Raw genomic sequence first — 18,611 nt, 5'->3', positions numbered from 1 at the left:
CGGTGACGGGGCGGCGGCGCCGCTCCACCGGCCCGGTGCGACGCTGGCCGTTCCGGACCGACCCCACCCGCTCCGAGAGGACCCCCGTGCTCCGCTATGTGCTCACGCGCCTCCTGCAGGCCGTCGGCGTGCTCTGGGCCGCCTACACGGTCTCGTTCCTCGTGCTCTACGCTCTGCCGTCCGATCCCATCCGACTGCTCGCCGGCAGCGAGGCCACCGACGTCACGGGCGAGCAGCTCGACGCGCTCCGCGCCGAGCACGGGTTCGACCAGCCGCTCATCGTGCAGTACCTGACCCAGCTGTGGCGCGTCGTGCGCGGCGACCTGGGATCATCGCTGCAGTCGGGACGCCCCGTCGCCGACATCGTCGGAGAGGCCGTGGGGCCGACCGTGCAGATCGCGCTGGCCGGTCTCGTGCTCGCCGTCCTCCTCGGCGCCGGACTCGCCGTGTGGGCGACCTTCACGCGCAGCCGCCGCCTGACGGCGTTCCTCCTCGGCCTGCCCCCGCTCGGCGTGGCCGTGCCGGGCTTCTGGTTCGGGCTCCTCCTCATCCAGTGGCTCGCGTTCGGCCTGCACCTCTTCCCCGCCGTCGGCGACACCGGCCCCCTCTCGCTCGTCCTCCCCGCGCTCACCCTCGCGCTGCCCACCGGCGCGACGATCGCGCAGCTGCTCGCCAGAAGTCTCGAGCAGACGCTCGACGAGCCCTACATCGACACCGCCCGCGCCAAGGGGGCGGGCCGCGCACGGGTCCACCTCGCCCATGCGCTGCGCAACGCCGCGCTCCCCGCGCTCACGATGACGGGCCTCGTCGTCGGGCAGCTGCTCTCCGGCACCGTCGTCACCGAGACCGTGTTCTCGCGTCCCGGCATCGGGCGCGTCACCGCGTCTGCCGTGCAGACGCAGGACATCGCCGTCGTCCAGGGCGTCGTCCTGTTCGCCGCCGCCGTGTTCGTGATCGTCAACCTCGTCGTCGACCTCGTCTACCCCCTCCTCGACCCCCGGATCGTGCTCGCCGGCGGCGCGCCCGAACCGGAGGAGGAGGACACCGGGGCTGCCGACGACGACGCCCTCGAGCCGATCGGAGCGAAGCCGTGACCGACACCCCCACCCTGCTGCCCGACGCTCCCGCCGGGCGATCTGGAGGCTTCGCCGGCACGGCCGCCGACCGCTTCGACGACGCCGTGCAGGAGCGCTCCGGCCGTCGCGGACTGCCGTCCGCGCTCGCCGCCCTGCGCCGCCCCGCCGTCGCGCTCTCGGTGCTCTGGCTCCTCGTGCTCGCCGTCGCCGCGGTCGCTCCGGCCGTCATCGCGCCCGGCGATCCGTTCGCCGGCGTGCCCGCCGACAAGCTGCAGGCACCCTCCGCCGCGCACTGGTTCGGCACCGACCAGATCGGCCGGGACCTCTTCACGCGAGTGGTCCACGGCACCTCGCTCACTCTCTCGGCGGCGATCCTCGCCGTCCTCGTGGGCATCGTCGCGGGCTCCGCGCTCGGGCTCATCGCCGGATTCGCCGGCGGGCGCGTCGACGCGCTCGTCATGCGCGCCGCCGACGTGCTGCTCGCGATCCCCGGGCTCCTCCTCTCCCTCGCGATCATCACGGCCCTCGGCTTCGGCACCGTGAACGTCGCGATCGCCGTCGGCGCCGCGAGCATCGCCTCGGTCTCGCGCATCATGCGCTCGGAGGTGCTGCGCGTGCGCAGCTCGCCCTACGTCGAGGCGGCCCGCGCGTCCGGCAACCGCGAGCTCCGTGTGCTCTGGCGCCACGTGCTGCCCAACTCCGCCGGGCCCGTCATCGTGCTCGCCGTCCTGGAGCTGGGAGGAGCCATCCTCGCCGTCTCCGCTCTGAGCTTCCTCGGATACGGCGCGGCACCGCCCGCGGCCGAGTGGGGGTCGCTCGTCTCCGGGGGGGCGCGACTACCTGAGGAACGCGTGGTGGCTCACCACCTTGCCTGGCATCGCGATCATCCTCACGGTGCTCGCCACGGGGCGCGTCTCGCGCGCCCTCGACACCCGAGGGGGCCGCCGATGAGCGCCGAGCACGTGCTGAGCGTCGAGGATCTCGCCGTCCGCTACCGCACCCGCCGAGGGACCGTCGACGCCGTGCGCGGCGTCAGCCTGCACGTCGCCGCCGGCGAGACGGTGGCGCTCGTGGGCGAGTCCGGATCGGGCAAGTCGACGACCGCCCATGCCGTCGTGCGCCTGCTGCCGCCGGCCGCGCAGATCGTCGCAGGGCGCGCGCTCGTCGGGGGCGCCGATCTCGTCCGAGCGGGCGAGCGCGAGCTGCGCCGGCTGCGCGGCCGGGCCGTCGGCCTCGTTCCGCAGGACCCGACCGTGAGCCTCAACCCCGTGACCCGCATCGGCGACCAGGTGGCCGAGGTGCTGCGCATCCACCGGCTCGCGGCACCCGCCGACGCGCACCGGCTCGCCGTGGACGCGCTCGCCGCCGCGGGCGTGCCGCAGCCCGCCGCGCGTGCGCGCCAGTACCCGCACGAGCTCTCCGGCGGCATGCGGCAGCGCGTGCTGATCGCGATCGCGACGATCGCGAAACCCGCCCTCCTGATCGCGGACGAGCCGACGAGCGCCCTGGACGTCACGGTGCAGCGGCGCATCCTCGACCAGCTCGACACCCTGCGCGTGGAGCGGGGCACGAGCATCCTCCTCATCACCCACGACCTCGGCGTCGCGGGCGACCGAGCCGATCGCATCGTCGTCATGCGCGGAGGACGCGTGGTCGAGGAGGGCACCCCGGACGCCGTGCTCGGCGCGCCGTCGGACCCCTATACGCAGGAGCTCATCGCCGCGGCGCCGAGCCTCGGAGCACGCGGGGTGTACATCGACGCGCGCCGCACCGCCGATGGCCCGATCGGCGCCGCGGAGCCCGTGCTCTCTGTCGCGGGGCTCGTGAAGGACTTCGCTCTGCCCGGCGGACGTCGGCAGCGCGCGGTCGACGACGTGTCGTTCTCGCTCGGACGGGCCCGCACGCTGGCCGTGGTCGGGGAGTCGGGTTCGGGCAAGACCACGACAGCGCGTCTCGCCCTGCGGCTCGTCGACCCGACAGAGGGCTCCGTCGCCCTGGACGGCGAGGACGTGACCTCGGCGAGCGGCGCGCGCCTGCGAGCGCTGCGCCGTCGCGTCCAGCTCGTCCAGCAGAACCCGTATGCGGCGCTCAACCCGCGGCTGAGCGTCGAGGAGCTCGTCGCCGACCCGCTGCACGCCCTCGGCATCGGTTCGCGCGCGCAGCGGCGACGACGCGTCGAGGAGCTCATCGACCTCGTCGCGCTCCCGTCCGGGCTCCTCGCCCGCCGACCGGCCGAGCTCTCCGGGGGACAGCGTCAGCGCGTCGCGATCGCCCGCGCGCTCGCACCCGCGCCCGGGGTCGTCGTCCTCGACGAGCCCGTGTCCGCGCTCGACGTGTCGGTGCAGCACCAGATCCTCACGCTGCTGTCCGACCTCCAGCGCGAGCTCGGGCTGAGCTACCTGTTCATCTCCCACGACCTCGCCGTCGTCCGCCGCATCGCCCACGAGGTCGTCGTCATGCGACGCGGGCGCATCGTCGAGTCCGGCGCGATCGACGACGTCTTCGACCGGCCGGCGCACGCGTACACGCGCGCCCTGCTCGACGCCATCCCCGGCAGACGCGCAGCCGCGCCGTCCGCTCCGACCCGATAGAGGAACCACCATGCCGACCCGATCCCTGCTCCCCACCGCGACCGTGCTCGTGACCGCGTCGCTCCTGCTCGCCGGCTGCGCCGGCTCGACCGATCCCTCCGCCGAGCCGGCAGGATCGAGCGGCCCCGTGGACGGCGGCGAGCTCGCCTTCGCGATCGCGAACGACCCCATCTCCCTCAACCCCTCGGGGACGGGCTCGGGCAACGACACGCTCTACGTGACGCGTCAGCTCGTCGACTCGCTGCTCTACCAGAACCCCGACACGCTCGAGCTGGAGCCCTGGCTCGCGACGGGCTACGAGGCGAACGACGACGCGACGGCGTTCACCTTCACGCTGCGCGACGACGTCACCTTCTCCGACGGCACGCCGTTCACGGCGGACGACGTCAAGGGCACCTTCGACGACATCGTCGCGGCGGGCGCATCGAGCCAGGCGGTCTCATCGTTCGTCGGCTACGACGAGACCATCGTGATCGACGAGCACACGGTCGAGGTGCGCTTCACCACCCCCAACGCCGCGTTCCCGAACGCGACGGCGTCGGTCGGCCTCGGGATCGTCGGCGCCGCGACCCGCGAGGTGCCCTACGACGAGCGCGGCGACGGCTCTGCGCTCGTGGGGACGGGCCCGTTCACGCTGGAGGACTACACGAAGGACGTCGAGACGGTGCTCGCGGCGCGCGACGACTACGCGTGGGCGCCCGACGCCCTCGGCAGCGCGGGCGCGGCGCACCTCGACGCGGTCACGTTCCGCGTCGTGCCCGAGGCCAGCGTGCGCACCGGCGGGCTCGAGTCGGGCGAGTTCGACGTCATCGGCGGCGTGCAGCCGAACGACGTCTCCATCGTGGAGGGCGCGGGGCTGCCGCTCGTGTCTCGGGCCAACCCCGGCGTCACCTTCGGCCTGTCGTTCAACCTCGCGCACCCCGTCGTCGCCGACATCGCCGTCCGCGAGGCCATCGCCTCCGCGGTCGACGCCCAGACGGTGCGCGACACGTCTCTCAACGACCTGTTCGCCGTCGCGACGAGCGCTCTCGCGACGAACACGCCCTCGTTCGCCGACCAGAGCGCGTACTTCTCCTACGACCCCGCGCACGCCGAAGAGCTGCTCGAGGACGCGGGGTGGGAGGAGGGCTCAGACGGCATCCGCGAGAAGGACGGCGAGCGCCTCTCGCTCGATCTCGTGTGGATCACCAACTTCGGCCCGAACCAGACCTCCCTCGAGCTCATCCAGCAGCAGCTCAAGGAGGTCGGCATCGAGATCGAGCTGTCGGGCAGCACCGTTCCCGACTTCATCGCCCGACAGGACGCCGGCGATTTCGACATCGCCTGGGGCAACTCGTCCCGCGCCGACGGCGACATCCTGCGCACCTCGTTCTCCGCCGCGACCACGCGCTTCGCCATCGACGACCCCGAGCTCGAGGAGCTCCTGCAGGCGCAGCTCGCCGCGGCCGACGCCGCGACGCGCGACGACCTGCTCGCCCAGGCCCAGGAGCGGATCGCGAGCGAGTACTACCAGGTGCCGGTGCACGAGCTCACGTCGATCCTCGGCACGCAGGACGCCGTCCACGAGCTGTCGCTCGGCGCCGACTCCCGCCTCGACTCGCTCGTGGCCGTCTGGAAGGACGCCGAGTGACGACCATCCCGGCCGCAGGGTTCATCCTCGCGGGAAGCCATCCCGCCGGCGACCCGGCTGGCGGCCTGGAGGAGACGCTGCGCCTGTTCGCGCTCGGAGAGGAGCTCGGCTACGACGTCGCCGGCATCCGCCAGCGGCACCTCGAACGGGGCGTCTCGGCGGCGCTGCCGTTCCTCGCGGCGGCGACGCAGCGCACCCGCTCGATCGCGCTGGAGACCGACGTCGTCCCGCTCGGATACGAGAACCCGTTCCGGCTCGCCGAGGACTTCGCCACCGTCGACGCGCTGTCGGGCGGGCGCGTGAACGTCGGGGTGAGCTCGTCGGCGCCGCACGCGGCGCTGCTGGCGGGCCTCTCCCGCCCCGACCTCGATCCCGCGACCGATCCCTACGCCCTCATCGCGCGCTTCCTCGAGGCCCTCGAGGGGCGCGTGCTCGCGGACGAGCCCATCCGCACCCCCTACGGAGAGCAGGAGCCGCGCATCGAGCCGCACGTCCCGGGGCTCCGGGAGCGCGTGTGGATCGGCGGCGGCTCCCTCCGCTCCGTGCGGTGGGCCGCTGAGCGCGGCCTCCACCTCCTGCTCGGGAACGTCGGCGACGGCGACGCGGCCGACACGTTCGAGGAGGCGCAGGCCATCCACATCGGCGTCTACCGCGGCGAGTCGTCGGACACCGGGGCGCGCGTCGGGGTCGAACGCGTGATCATCCCCACCGACTCCGCGACGGCCGCACAGCGCGCGCACTACGCCGAGTACGCCGCGGCGCGGGATGAGCGCACCCGACGGCCGGTCGACCTGGGCGGACGCCGCGTGGTGTTCCAGCGCGATCTCCACGGGACGTCCGACGAGATCGTCGAGCGGCTCGCGGCCGACCCGACGTTCGACGGACGCACCGAGCTGCGGGTCGCGCTGCCCTACGCGTTCGCCGAGGACGACTACCGCCAGATCCTCTCCGACATCCGGCACGCGGTGCTCCCGCGACTGGGATGGGGGCCGGCGGCCGCCTGATCGGAGGCCGATGACGCCGCACGGCGTCATCGGCCTTCTGCTTCCGTCGCCATGTCGGATACCGTCGAGGGATGGCCATCCGGGGGAACGACGTCGCCGACGCGAGCGCGTCGCTCGGCCGTCAGACGACAGAGCTCCTCCAGCAGCTCATCCGCAACGCCGCCGTCAACGACGGCAGCCCCGACTCCGGTCACGAGATCCGCCAGGTGCGGACCCTGCAGGCCTTCTTCGAGGGCTCGGGGCTCGAGGGCGTCGTCGTCGAGCCGCACCCCGGGCGCGGCAACCTCGTCATCCGCATCCCGGGAACGGATCCGCACGCTCCGTCGCTCGCGCTCCTCGGCCACACCGACGTCGTGCCCGTCGAGCCCGCCGGCTGGGAGCGCGACCCGTTCGGCGCCGAGATCGTCGACGACGTGCTGTGGGGCCGCGGCGCCATCGACATGCTCGACCTGACGGCCGCCTACGCCGTCGTCACGCGCGAGATCGCGCGCAGCGGCTTCCGCCCACGCGGCGACCTCGTCTTCGCGGCCGTGGCCGACGAGGAGAACGGCGGGCACTACGGCGCCGGATGGCTCACGGAGCACCGCCTCGAGCTCATCGACGCCGACTACGTCCTCACCGAGTCGGGCGGCGCGCCGGCGGGCAGCCGGCCGGCCATCGGCGTCATGATCGGCGAGAAGGGCCAGGCGCCCCGCACGCTGCGCGTCACGGGCGTCCCCGGTCACGGATCGGCGCCCTGGGGCTCGCGCAACGCCGCCGTCATCGCGGCGGAGGCGATCTCGCGCATCTCGCGCTTCCGCACCCCCACCGTCATCACGCCGCAGTGGCACGCGTACGCCGAGGCGCTCGAGCTCGGCGCCGACGTCACCGCAGCGCTGCAGAGCCCCGAGCGGCTCTACGAGGGGCTCCCCGCGACGGGCCGTCTGCAGGGTTTCGCCCATGCGTCGACCCACACGACCATCTCGCCCAACGTCGTCCACGCGGGCGAGAAGCACAACGTCATCCCGGGTGAGGCGACCATCCGGCTCGACATCCGCGTGCTGCCCGACGTCGACGCCGCCGAGATCGAGGGCTACATCCGCGACGCGCTCGGCGACCTGCTCGAGCACATCCGCATCGAGGGCGACCTCATCGTGCCGTCGACCGTGTCGCCGGTCGAGACGCCGCTGTTCGACGTGCTCCGCTCCGCCGTGCGCCGCGCGCGGCCCGCCGCCGAACTGCTTCCCATGCTCGCCGCCGGCGGGACCGACGGCCGCTTCTACCGCGCCCGCGGCATCCCCGCCTACGGCTTCGGCGTGCTGAGCGACCGCTGGGACTACGGCACGTTCCGCACCCTCTTCCACGGCCACAACGAGCGCATCGACCTCGACTCGATCGCGCTCACGGCCGACGCGCTCGACTTCACGGTGCGCGACTTCCTCGGCCGCGACCACGGCGTGCGCGTCCCGCGCTGAACCGGCGGAGGGTGCACGGGCGTCCTCCCGTGCACAGGCGGTCCGCACCCGACTGCCGTCCACGAAGAGAGTGCGTGCGCCATCCGGCGACCGCGCGCTCTGGCATCGTCGACCCCGACGGCGCACACTGGAGGGCATGGAGATGACCGAACCGCAGGTATGGGTGTTCATGGGGCTGTTCGCGACCTTCGCGTTCACGACCCTCGGCATCATCTCCTCGAGCTTCACGCGCACGCTGCGCGCCGAGATCGGCAGGGTGGAGTCGTCGGTCGACGCCGTCCGCTCCGAGCTGCGCACGGAGATCGGCTCGGTCCGCACCGAGCTCGGCGGGCTGCGCACGGAGATGAACGCGCGCTTCGACGCCGTCGGCACGCGCATCGACCACCTCGACCGCGACGTCGCGGCGCTCACGCGCCGGGTCATGGGCGAGTAGGCCCTCCGCTCTCCTCGCGACGGCGCACCGCCGGTTAGGGTGGATGGTCGCCCACCGGCCGGTCGGGCGCGTCGCCATCCAGGAGAACCCGCATCGTGCACCACTTCACCGACCGACTGCGCGTCACCGCGCGGCGCGCAGGAGGCGCGCTCGTCGCGACCGCGATCGCCGTCGCGGCCGTCGTGGGCGGCGCGTCCGCCGCCTCGGCCGCCGACGAGGGCGAGACCTACGTCATCGGCACCGACACCACCTTCGCCCCGTTCGAGTTCACGAACGCCGACGGCGACCTCGTCGGCATCGACATGGACCTGCTCCGTGCGATCGCGGAGGACCAGGGGTTCAGGTCGAGATCCGCCAGCTCGGCTTCGACGCGGCCCTGCAGGCCCTCCAGGCCGATCAGGTCGACGGGGTCATCGCGGGCATGTCGATCACCGACGAGCGCCGCGAGGTCTTCGACTTCAGCGATCCGTACTTCACCTCGGGCATCCAGCTCGGCGTGCTCGAGAACAGCGCCATCCAGTCGCTCGACGACCTCGACGGCGAGACCGTCGCTGTCAAGACGGGCACCCAGGGGCAGACCTTCGCCGAGGAGAACAAGGACGAGTACGGCTTCACCGTCACCCCCTACTCCGACACGACCGACATGGTCGACGCCGTCAAGGCGAACCAGGCGGTCGGGTACTTCGAGGACTTCCCCGTGCTCGCCTACGGCATCCAGCAGGGGTCGGGCTTCCGCCTCGTGGGCGATCCCGAGCTGGGCGGCGAGTACGGCTTCGCCGTCAACAAGGGCGAGAACGCCGAGCTGCTGGCGATGTTCGACGAGGGCCTCGCGAACCTGCAGGCCTCCGGCGAGTACGACGAGATCGTCGACCGCTACCTGAGCGCCGACGACGCCGCGGCCGCCCCCGCCGACATCGTCTCCGTCGCGATCGAGTACTGGCCCGCGCTCATGCAGGGTCTGTGGCTGACGATCCTCTCGACGCTCGTCGCGCTCGTCGCATCGTTCGTCCTCGGCATCGTGTTCGGCTTCGGCCGGCTGGCGCGCTTCTTCCTGTTCCGGTGGATCGCCACGGCGTACGTGTACGTCTTCCGCGGCACGCCCATCCTCGTGCAGGCGTTCTTCGTGTTCTTCGCCGTCCCTCAGCTCTTCCCCGGCCTGCAGTTCAACCCGTTCGTCGCGGGCGCCATCACGCTGTCGCTCAACACGGGCGCGTACATGACCGAGATCATCCGCGGCGGCATCCAGGCCGTCGACCCCGGTCAGGCCGAGGCGTCGCGCTCGCTCGGCCTCGGCCACTGGAAGACGATGCGCAAGGTCGTGCTGCCGCAGGCCTTCCGCATCATGATCCCGTCGTTCGTCAACCAGGGCATCATCACGCTGAAGGACACCTCGCTCATCAGCGTCATCGGCCTGGCGGAGCTGACGTTCCAGTCGCGTCAGATCATCGCCTCGACCTACCTGTCGGCGCAGGTGCTCACGATCGTCGCCGTCATCTACTTCGTCGTCATCACGCTGCTGACGCTGCTCGCGAACCGCCTGGAGAGGACCTTCACCGCATGAGCAAGATCGAGGTCCGCGACCTGCACAAGTCGTTCGGCCACAACGAGGTGCTCAAGGGCATCGACCTCGCCGTCGGCGAGGGCGAGGTCGTCGCCGTCATCGGCCCGTCGGGGTCGGGCAAGTCGACCCTGCTGCGCTGCCTCAACAAGCTCGAGGAGCCGACGTCGGGCCAGGTGATCGTCGACGGCGTCGACCTCACCGACCGCAGCGTGAGGCTCGACGAGGTGCGCCAGCGCATCGGCATGGTGTTCCAGCACTTCAACCTCTTCCCTCACATGACGGTGCTCGAGAACATCACGCTCGCGCCCGTCGAGCTGGGGCGGATGACGAAGGCGCAGGCGAAGGAGCGCGCGCTCGCGCTGCTCGACCGCGTCGGCCTCGCCGAGAAGGCCGACGCGAAGCCGGCCTCGCTCTCGGGCGGCCAGAAGCAGCGTGTCGCGATCGCGCGCGCCCTCGCCATGGACCCCGAGATCATGCTGTTCGACGAGGCGACGAGCGCCCTCGACCCCGAGATGGTGGGCGAGGTGCTGCAGGTGATCCGCGATCTCGCGGCCGGCGGGATGACCATGGTGCTCGTCACGCACGAGATGGGCTTCGCCCGCGAGGTCTCCTCGCGCACGGTGTTCATGGATGGCGGCGTCGTCGTCGAGTCCGCGCCGCCCGCCGAGCTCTTCGGGGCGCCGAAGAACGCGCGACTGCAGGACTTCCTCTCCAAGGTCCTCTGACCGCACCCGTCGCGCCCCTTCCCGCCGTTACGGCGTGTGAAGGGGCGTGACCGCGTTTGACGGCCACCGGCGCCGGCCCCTGCGGCACGGGGGAGCCTGGTCCCGGCGACGCCCGTCGCCGGACAGGAGCACCGTCATGACGCAACGCATCCGCCTCGGGGTCGCCCTCGACGGCGCCGGCTGGCACCCCTCCGCGTGGCGCGAGCCCTCGGCCCGCCCCGCTGAGCTGTTCGAGCCCGGCTACTGGGTCGAGCAGGCGCAGCTCGCCGAGGAGGCACTGCTCGACTACCTCACGATCGACGACAGCCTGTCCCTCCAGTCGAGCCTGCCGTTCGAGCCGGATGGCCGCGCCGACGAGGTGCGCGGACGCCTCGACGCCGTGCTGGTCGCCTCCCGCATCGCCCCCGTCACGACGCGCGTCGGTATCGTGCCGGTCGCGACCGTGACGCACACCGAGCCGTTCCACGTGTCGAAGGCCATCGCCACGCTCGACTTCGTGAGCGAGGGGCGCGCCGGCTGGCAGCCGCGTACCTCGCCCCGACGCGACGAGGCCGGCCACGTCGGCCGCCGCGAGGTCGGCATCGACCGCGTCGACGAGACGACGGCCGCCGCGATCGACGACCTCTTCGCCGAGGCCGCCGACGCCGTGGAGGTCGCACGGCGCCTCTGGGACAGCTGGGAGGACGACGCCGAGATCCGCGACGTCGCGACCGACCGCTTCCTCGACGCCGAGAAGGTGCACCGCATCGACTTCGAGGGGCGCTGGTTCTCGGTGCGCGGGCCGGCCATCGTGCCGAGGCCCCCGCAGGGACAGCCCGTCGTCGCGGCGCTCGCGCACGCCCCTGTCGCCTACCGGTTCGCGGCGGCCGGCGCCGACGTCGTGTTCACGACCCCGCACGACGACGCCGCGACCGTGCTCTCCGAGGTGCGCGACGCCGAGCGCGCCGTCGGCCGCTCGGGCGCCCCGTTGCACGTGCACGCCGACCTCGTCGTGCTGCTGGACGGCGCCGACGAGAGCGCGGCCGACCGCCTCGCCCGGCTCGACGCGCTCGGCCGTCCGCTCGCCTCCGACGCGCGGGTCGTCACGGGCTCCGCGGCTGCCGTCGCCGACGCGATCGAGGAGCTCGCCGCCGTCGGCTTCGACGGCGTGCGCCTGCGCCCCGCCGTGACGACCGACGACCTCCCCCGCATCGCCGCCGACCTCGTCCCCGAGCTGCAGCGACGCGGGCTCTTCCACCATGTCTACGAGACCGAGACCCTGCGCGGGCACCTGGGCCTCGCGACCGACGTCCCGAACCGCTACGCGCGCAGCCGTTCCACGGCCGCCTGAACAGGAGCATCCGATGCCACGCAAGCAGATCATCCTCGCCGCGTACGTGGGCGGCGTCAACGAGCACACCCTCTGGGAGCACCCCGACGCGGGCAGCCAGATCGCGTTCTCGACGTTCCGGCAGGTCGCGCAGACCGCCGAGCGCGGCCGCTTCGACTACTTCTTCCTCGCCGAGGGGCTCGCCCTGCGCGAGCGCGCGGGTCGCGTGTTCGACCACGACGTGGCTGGCCGGCCCGACACGCTGCCCGTGCTCGCAGCCCTCGCGGCCGTGACCGAGCACATCGGCCTCGTCGGCACGATCAACGCCACGTTCAACGAGCCCTACGAGCTCGCCCGGCAGCTGCTGTCGCTCGACCACCTCTCGGGCGGCCGCGCGGGGTGGAACGTCGTGACGAGCTTCGACGCGTTCACGGGCGCGAACTTCCGGCGCGGCGGCTTCCTGCCGCGCGAGCAGCGCTACGAGCGAGCGGAGGAGTTCGTGAACGCCGTGCGGGCGCTGTGGGACTCCTGGCCGGACGACGCCATCGCCGCCGACAAGGAGTCGGGGGTCTTCCTCGCCGACGCGGAGGCCGGAGCCTTCCGGCGGGAAGGCCGCCAGTTCGACATCTCCGGGCGGTTCACGGTGCCGCGCAGCCCGCAGGGCCGGCCCGTCATCATGCAGGCGGGGGTCTCGCCGCAGGGACGCGACTTCGCCGCCGCCAACGCCGACGTCATCTTCTCCCCCTACCACCGCCTCGTCGAGGCGCAGGCGTTCTACACCGACGTGAAGGCCCGTGCGGCGGCCGCAGGGCGCGACCCCGGCAGCCTCAAGATCCTCCCGAGCGTCGGGTACGTCATCGGCGACACCGAGGCGGAGGCGCGCGACAAGGCGCAGTGGGTCCTCGAGCAGCAGCTCTCGGACAAGGCCATCCGCGTGCGCTTCGAGCAGCTGTGGAACCTCGACCTGTCGGGCTACGACCTCGACGGCCCGCTGCCCGACATCGAGCCGGACCCCGACGCGGCGCCCATCATCCAGGGGCGCGCGTTCACGTACCAGGACCGCTTCGAGACAGTGCGCGGATGGCGCGCGCTGGCCGAGGAGCGCGGTCTCACGTTCCGCCAGGTGGCGCACGAGACCATCGGGCGCAGCGACCTCATCGGCACCGCAGCGCAGGTCGCCGACCAGCTCGACGCGTTCGTGCAGCAGGACGGAGCCGACGGCGTCGTGCTCGGCGGGCACGTCACCCCGGGCGGCATCGACCAGTTCGTCGACGAGGTCGTGCCGCTGCTCCAGGAGCGCGGATCGCTCCGCACCGACTACGAGGGCTCGACCCTCCGCGACAACCTCGGCCTGCCCGTGCCCGCGCGCGACGCCGGCCTCGTCCCCGCCGTCTGAGAGAAGGACACCATGACCGCAGCAGTGAACGCCGCGCTCGACCGCGCGCAGTACGGGCGCGACTGGGAGGAATGGCACCGCGCGCACGAGGAGCGCCGCGCCGACCCGCTCGGGTTCCTCGCCATCACCGGCTTGCACTGGCTCTCGGCCGAGCCGGTCGACCTCCCGGACGCCCCCGGGCGCTGGACGACGGGCCCCGAGGGCCCGGTCGTCGAGCTCGACGCGGGTGAGGAGCTGCGCCTCGGCGGCGAGACGATCACCGGACGCCACGCGTTCGGGCCGCTCGCCGAGCGCGGCGGCCTCACGCTCGCGTTCCGGGACGGCGAAGTCGAGGGGGCGATCGAAGTCGCCCGCCGCGGCGGCTTCGACATCGTCCGCCCACGCCGCGCCGACCATCCCTTCCTCTCCGCGTACGCGGGCACGCCGACGTACGTGCCGAACGCGCGGTGGCGCGCCGCCGCGCGCTACATCCCGTTCGACGCGCCCGTGCCGACCGAGGTGGGATCGGCGGTCGACGGCCTGCTCCACGTCTACGACGCCCCCGGCCGGATCGAGTTCGACCTGCAGGGCGAGACGTTCTCGCTCACGGTGTTCCCCGGTCACGCGCCCGGCACGCTCACGGCGCTCTTCACGGATGCCACGAGCGGTCTCACGACGTACGCCGCGAACCGCACGCTGACCGTGCCCGCGCCCGACGAGGACGGCGCGACCGTCATCGACTTCAACCGCGCCGTCAACCTGCCGTGCGCGTACACCGACTTCGCCACCTGCCCGCTGCCGCCCGCGGGCAACCGGCTCCCCGTCGGCATCGAGGCCGGGGAGAAGACGCCGCTCGCACGCGTGCGGGCGGACGCCGCCGTGGCGGTGCCGGCGTGAGGTTCCAGCTGCTCGACATCGTCCCGTACCGCCCCGACCCGATCACGGGCCGCCAGGTGCCCCCGTCGGAGCGGCTGGAGCAGACGCTCCGGCAGGCGGAACGCGCCGAGGAGCTCGGCTTCGACGCCGTCGCGATCGGCGAGCGCCACGCCGGCCCGTTCCTGTCGTCGTCGCCCTCCGTCCTGCTGGCCGCCGTCGCGGCGCGCACCACGACCATCCGCCTCAACACGGGAGTCACGGTGCTGTCGCTCCTCGACCCCGTGCGTGCCGCCGAGGACTATGCGACGATCGACCAGCTCTCGGGCGGGCGGCTCGAGCTGACGATCGGCAAGGGCAACGAGGTCGCGCAGTACCCGCTGTTCGGGCTCGACATCGACGACCAGTGGGATCTGCTGGCGGAGAAGTACGCACAGCTGCGCGCACTGTGGTCGTCCGAGGACGTCTCGTGGCCGGCGGGGCCGTTCACGCGCGAGCTCGTCGGGGTCACGACGCAGCCGCGGCCGTTCGCGGGCGTGCCCCGCGTCTGGCACGGCTCGGCGACGACGCTCGCGTCGGCCGCCCTCGCCGCGCGGCACGGCGATCCGCTCTTCAGCGCCAATGCCATCCAGCCGCTCGAGAACTACGGCGTGCTCGTCGACCACTACCGCGCCGAGTACGCGCGTCACGGCCATCCGGAGGGTCTCGACTACACGGCCGCGGGCGCGGGGGCGCTGTTCATCGCCGACACGGCCGAGGAGGCCGTGCGCGACTACGGCCCCACCTACGACGCGATCGTGGCGGCCACGAACGTGCCGGGCAACAACACGCCGTTCCGCGACATCCGGCATGCCGTCGCCGAGGGCCCCGCGCTCGTCGGCACGGCCGAGCAGGTGGTCGAGAAGATCATCCGCTTCCACGACAGGCTCGGGCACGCGCTGCAGTCGGTGAGCCTGCCCACGACCGTCCCGTTCGAGCGGCAGCTCGAGATCCTCGAGCGCTTCGCGACGGAGGTGGCGCCCGTGCTGCGGCGCCGGCTGCCGACGACGCTCTGGACGGACGCCGACCCGGTGGGGAACCGGAGGGCGGACGCCGCGCTCGCGCGCTGACCGCCCGAAGCGGCCCGGAGAGAGGAGACTCCGGGCCGCTTCGTCGTGTGCGGGACGGGAGGAGCCGGGCTTCCGCCGCGGGCGTGCGATTCGTTCCGGACCAGCCATGAACGGCGCCCGCGTGAGAGCGGTTCTCGCGTGGGCCCCGTTTGTGGCAGACCTTGTTGTGATGCGCCGGGGAGCGGTGGTTACTCGGTGGTCGCCCCGTCGCCGCGCGCGAGGTCGTCGAAGTTCGGAAGCGGGTTGCCCGGAGCGAGGTCTTCGGCGGTCATGTCCGGGGCGACGGCGGATTCGAGGGGGAAGACGAGAACGGGTATCTCTGGCACGGCAGATCCTGAGGTGGCGTCAACTCCCTGGACCTCGAGGCCGAGCCCCGCGGGGTGGGCGATGTTGATGATCGCCTGGTCGGCGGGAGCACCTGCGCGCACGGTGGTGGTCTCGCCGGCCAGGTCGTTGCCGTAAGCGACCATGCGGGTTCCGGGCGCGATCGAGGCCGCGTACTCTTCGGCGGACGGGAAGCCGGGCAGCGCCACGTAGAGGCTCCCGTCGAACCCTGCGGGGAGTTCTCCGCTCAGGAGCTCGATGTTCTCGAGGCGGGCGATGACGGGCTCGAACTCGAACGCGTCTCCCTCTGTGAAGAGGAGGCCGTCGGCGAACTCGGTGACGTGGCCGATGGCGCCGATCTGCGAGACCTCGGCGAGCTCGTCCGAGCTCTCGAACACCGGCGCGTCTGCGTGGATCATCGACATGCTGACGAGGTAGTCGGTGATGTCCGTCGAGATCGTGACGGAGGGAGTCTCCGATTCATCCGCGCTCGACGCGGCGGTGGGCGGCGCGGGGGCTGTCGTGCATCCGGCGAGCGCGACCGCGGCGATTGCGAGCAGGACGCCCGGGAGGACGCGGGTCCGGGCTCGCGTAGGAGGGGTGATGGTCATGGCGTTGTCCTTCTCGGCGTGGTATCCCAGGCGTGCACCGTGCAGAAGGAGAGGAAGAGCACCGATGGGTTTGGCAACCCACATACTGCCGGCGCTGAGTCCCTGCGCACTGTCCCCTTCGGAGGACGGCCCTGCGGTTCTTGGCCTTCTCCCCCTACGGATATGTCAGCGAGTGCGCCGTTCTTACAACGTGTTACCAGAACGTGACCGGACGCCCCCGCACCCGATGGCGGCTCGTCCGCCCCGACGCTGACCTCCTCTGCACCATCCGCTGGGCGGAAAAGCCCGCTTTCCCGCGCCCGATCCGGGCGCCCGCCCACTCGCGCGAGCGATCCGTCCGTCAGACCCGCTTCTCGAAGGTCCGCGAGAACAGGTGCTCGGTGTAGGGCTCGTAGATCGGGATGGGCGTGTAGCCGAGCTTCTCGTAGAGCGCGACGGCGTCGTGCTGGCGATCGCCCGTCTGCAGGATCAGCCGCGGCGCCCCGCGTTCGACGGCGATGCGCTCGAGCTCGGCGAGCAGCGCGCGCGAGGCGCCCGTTCCGCGGCCCGACTGCTGCACGAACACGCGCTTCACCTCGAGATCGCGCGTGCCGTCGTGCGCGAGGTCGCGCAGCGCCGCATGACCGACCGCACGGCCGTCCGCGTCGACGGCGAGGACGACCGCGACGATGTCGGCGGGGTCGACCGAGAACGTGCGCTGCGAGCGCGCGAGAGCCTCCGGATCGTCGGCCGGCCAGCGATCGGCGTACCGCGGGCCGATCTCCTCGTCCATCTCGGCACGCAGAGCCACGGCACGGGGGTCGTCCCAGGTCGTTCGTTCCACGGACACCGACCGAGGGATGGCCGCTGCCGGCTCTCCGAGGTCGTAGCCGAACGCGAGCAGCTCGACGAAGCGCCCGGGCTCGACCTCCTTGAGCCCCTCGCGCTCGGAGAGCCGACGGAATCCGAGCTTCTCGTAGAGGCGATGCGCGCCGGTCATGTAGCCGCCGCTGTTCATGACGACGCGATGCGATCCGCGTCGTCGCGCGAGCTCGATGACATGCCGCGTGAGCGCGGCGCCGACGCCCCTCCCGCGGGCGGACGGCGCGACGGCGAGCTGGCGGAAGTCGGTCTCGCCGGGCTCCGCCACCTCGGCGAGCCGCCGGTTCGGGCGCGCGACCCACACGCTGCCGAGGATCGCGCCGTCGTCGTCGACGGCCACCCACACCTCGCCCAGCGCCGTGCGCCCCGCGACGTCGCGCAGCGATGCCTCGTAGGCATCCGAGATGAACCCGTAGCTCTCGCGGTAGGCGAGCGCCGTGACCCTGCCGGTCTCCTCGTGCTCCTCGTCGCGCACGAGGCGGATGGCGAAGCCCCGCTGCGAGGGCCGGGGCGCGACCGTCTCGACGGCGCTCATGCGCGCGCTCCCGCGGTCTCGACGACGCGCCCCGCGCCATCCAGCCCCCAGACCTCGGCGAGCAGCTCGAACGAGCGGATGCGGTCGGCGGGATCGTGCGTGAGGGTCGTGACGAGCAGCTCGTCGGCGCCCGTGACGCGCTGCAGCGTCTCGAGGCGCTCCGCCACGGTCGCCGGCGACCCGGTGAACTGCGTGTCGAGGCGATCCTGCACGATGCGCTGCTCGTCGGCGGTGAGCGGATGGCTCAGGGCCTCGTCGGGCGCGGGGAACGGGACGGCGCCGAGCCCGGCGCGGATGCTGTGCACCCATCGACCGTAACCGCCCGCGAGGCGGCGGGCCTCGTCGTCGGTCTCGGCCACGACGACGTCGACCGAGACCGTGACGTACGGGGTCGCTCGGCGTCCGGGGCGGAAGGCGCGGCGGTACTCCTCGACGGCGTCGAGCACGGTCCCCGGCGCGACGTGGTAGCTCGCGCCGAACGGCAGGCCGAGCTCGCCGGCGAGCCGCGCGCTGGGCCCTGCGCTCGTGCCGTGGATCCAGACGTCGATGTCCTGGCCCTCGGCGGGGGTCGCATGCACCGGCACGCCCTCTGGCGCGCGGTAGTCGCCCGCGATGAGGGCGAGCACGTCGTGGACGTCGTGCTCGAAGCGGTCGGCGTCGCCCGCCGTGCGCCGGAGCAGTCGCGCCTGCGCGACGAACCGGTCGGAGTCGACGGGGAAGGGCCACGGCACGGGCAGCAGGAGTCCGTCGACCGTGCGCGCGACGGGAGCCGGCCCCTCGGGCGGGGTCCGCCCCGAGCCGGAGCGCCCGATGCCGAGGTCGACGCGTCCAGGGTGCAGCGCGGACACGACGCCGGCGGCCTCGACGACCTGCAGCGGGGCGTAGTTCCCGATGATCGTCGCGGCCGTGCCGATGCGGATGGACTCGGTCGCCTGCGCGATGAGGGCGAGCAGCACGTGCGGGGCCGCTCCCGAGATGCCGGGGTTCAGGTGGTGCTCGGCGAGCCAGAAGCGGGAGTATCCCAGCTGCTCGGCGCGTCGGGCGAGGTCGATGCTCGCTCGCAGCCCGTCGGCCGGCGTCCGGCCGGAGCCGAACGCCGACAGCTCGAGGATGGAGAGGGGGACGCGCGCGGGCATGGGT

15 protein-coding genes and 1 pseudogene are annotated in these 18,611 nt (G+C 72.7%); 13 read left to right on the top strand and 3 right to left on the bottom strand.

Annotated features, from left to right (window positions below):
* Positions 1 to 86: 86 nt before the first annotated feature.
* From ACWGPF_RS11180 to ACWGPF_RS11120, 13 genes and pseudogenes are all read left to right on the top strand, one after another.
* On the top strand, positions 87 to 1,094 hold the full coding sequence (locus tag ACWGPF_RS11180) for an ABC transporter permease (protein ID WP_452332899.1): 1,008 nt from the start codon (positions 87 to 89) through the stop codon (positions 1,092 to 1,094).
* Entirely contained in the window at positions 1,091 to 3,667 is a 2,577-nt protein-coding gene (locus ACWGPF_RS11175) for a dipeptide ABC transporter ATP-binding protein (protein WP_452332898.1), read from the top strand. The genes ACWGPF_RS11180 and ACWGPF_RS11175 overlap by 4 nt, the downstream gene beginning before the upstream one ends.
* 10 nt (positions 3,668 to 3,677) lie before the next feature.
* Positions 3,678 to 5,297, top strand: coding sequence for an ABC transporter substrate-binding protein (locus ACWGPF_RS11170; RefSeq protein WP_452332897.1), 1,620 nt, complete (start codon positions 3,678 to 3,680; stop codon positions 5,295 to 5,297).
* A complete protein-coding gene (locus ACWGPF_RS11165) occupies positions 5,294 to 6,301 on the top strand; it encodes an LLM class flavin-dependent oxidoreductase (protein ID WP_452332896.1) in 1,008 nt (335 codons plus the stop codon). Before ACWGPF_RS11170 ends, ACWGPF_RS11165 begins: the two co-directional genes overlap by 4 nt.
* A gap of 71 nt (positions 6,302 to 6,372) precedes the next feature.
* The gene (locus ACWGPF_RS11160; RefSeq protein ID WP_452332895.1) at positions 6,373 to 7,755 is read left to right on the top strand and encodes a M20/M25/M40 family metallo-hydrolase; all 1,383 of its coding nucleotides are present in this window, start codon (positions 6,373 to 6,375) and stop codon (positions 7,753 to 7,755) included.
* Between the two features lie 136 nt (positions 7,756 to 7,891).
* Entirely contained in the window at positions 7,892 to 8,188 is a 297-nt protein-coding gene (locus tag ACWGPF_RS11155) for a hypothetical protein (protein ID WP_452332894.1), read from the top strand.
* Between the two features lie 95 nt (positions 8,189 to 8,283).
* Positions 8,284 to 9,011 (top strand): annotated as a pseudogene (locus ACWGPF_RS11150) (transporter substrate-binding domain-containing protein); the annotation flags it as partial.
* A complete protein-coding gene (locus ACWGPF_RS11145) occupies positions 9,000 to 9,749 on the top strand; it encodes an ABC transporter substrate-binding protein/permease (RefSeq protein ID WP_452332916.1) in 750 nt (249 codons plus the stop codon). The pseudogene ACWGPF_RS11150 and the gene ACWGPF_RS11145, both read left to right, overlap by 12 nt.
* Complete coding sequence (locus tag ACWGPF_RS11140; RefSeq protein WP_345438003.1) at positions 9,746 to 10,474, top strand: amino acid ABC transporter ATP-binding protein; 729 nt, start codon at positions 9,746 to 9,748, stop codon at positions 10,472 to 10,474. The genes ACWGPF_RS11145 and ACWGPF_RS11140 overlap by 4 nt, the downstream gene beginning before the upstream one ends.
* Positions 10,475 to 10,610: 136 nt before the next feature.
* Positions 10,611 to 11,804: an LLM class flavin-dependent oxidoreductase gene (locus ACWGPF_RS11135; RefSeq protein WP_452332893.1), complete on the top strand. Its 1,194-nt coding sequence runs from the start codon at positions 10,611 to 10,613 to the stop codon at positions 11,802 to 11,804.
* A gap of 13 nt (positions 11,805 to 11,817) precedes the next feature.
* Positions 11,818 to 13,179: an NtaA/DmoA family FMN-dependent monooxygenase gene (locus tag ACWGPF_RS11130; protein ID WP_452332892.1), complete on the top strand. Its 1,362-nt coding sequence runs from the start codon at positions 11,818 to 11,820 to the stop codon at positions 13,177 to 13,179.
* A gap of 12 nt (positions 13,180 to 13,191) precedes the next feature.
* Positions 13,192 to 14,055 carry a DUF1684 domain-containing protein gene (locus tag ACWGPF_RS11125; RefSeq protein ID WP_452332891.1) on the top strand — a complete coding sequence of 288 codons (864 nt, stop codon included), beginning with the start codon at positions 13,192 to 13,194 and terminating at the stop codon, positions 14,053 to 14,055.
* The gene (locus ACWGPF_RS11120) at positions 14,052 to 15,140 is read left to right on the top strand and encodes an LLM class flavin-dependent oxidoreductase (protein ID WP_452332890.1); all 1,089 of its coding nucleotides are present in this window, start codon (positions 14,052 to 14,054) and stop codon (positions 15,138 to 15,140) included. Before ACWGPF_RS11125 ends, ACWGPF_RS11120 begins: the two co-directional genes overlap by 4 nt.
* 188 nt (positions 15,141 to 15,328) lie before the next feature.
* Here ACWGPF_RS11120 and ACWGPF_RS11115 read toward each other — a convergent pair whose 3' ends face one another.
* From ACWGPF_RS11115 to ACWGPF_RS11105, 3 genes are all read right to left on the bottom strand, one after another.
* Complete coding sequence (locus tag ACWGPF_RS11115) at positions 15,329 to 16,075, bottom strand: hypothetical protein (protein ID WP_452332889.1); 747 nt, start codon at positions 16,073 to 16,075, stop codon at positions 15,329 to 15,331.
* Between the two features lie 340 nt (positions 16,076 to 16,415).
* Positions 16,416 to 17,471: a GNAT family N-acetyltransferase gene (locus tag ACWGPF_RS11110; RefSeq protein WP_452332888.1), complete on the bottom strand. Its 1,056-nt coding sequence runs from the start codon at positions 17,469 to 17,471 to the stop codon at positions 16,416 to 16,418.
* A complete protein-coding gene (locus ACWGPF_RS11105) occupies positions 17,468 to 18,607 on the bottom strand; it encodes an LLM class flavin-dependent oxidoreductase (RefSeq protein WP_452332887.1) in 1,140 nt (379 codons plus the stop codon). Before ACWGPF_RS11105 ends, ACWGPF_RS11110 begins: the two co-directional genes overlap by 4 nt.
* Positions 18,608 to 18,611: the final 4 nt, after the last annotated feature.

The organism is Microbacterium sp. NPDC055683 (genome assembly GCF_053617895.1).
This window is presented reverse-complemented; position numbering and strand designations above follow the sequence as displayed.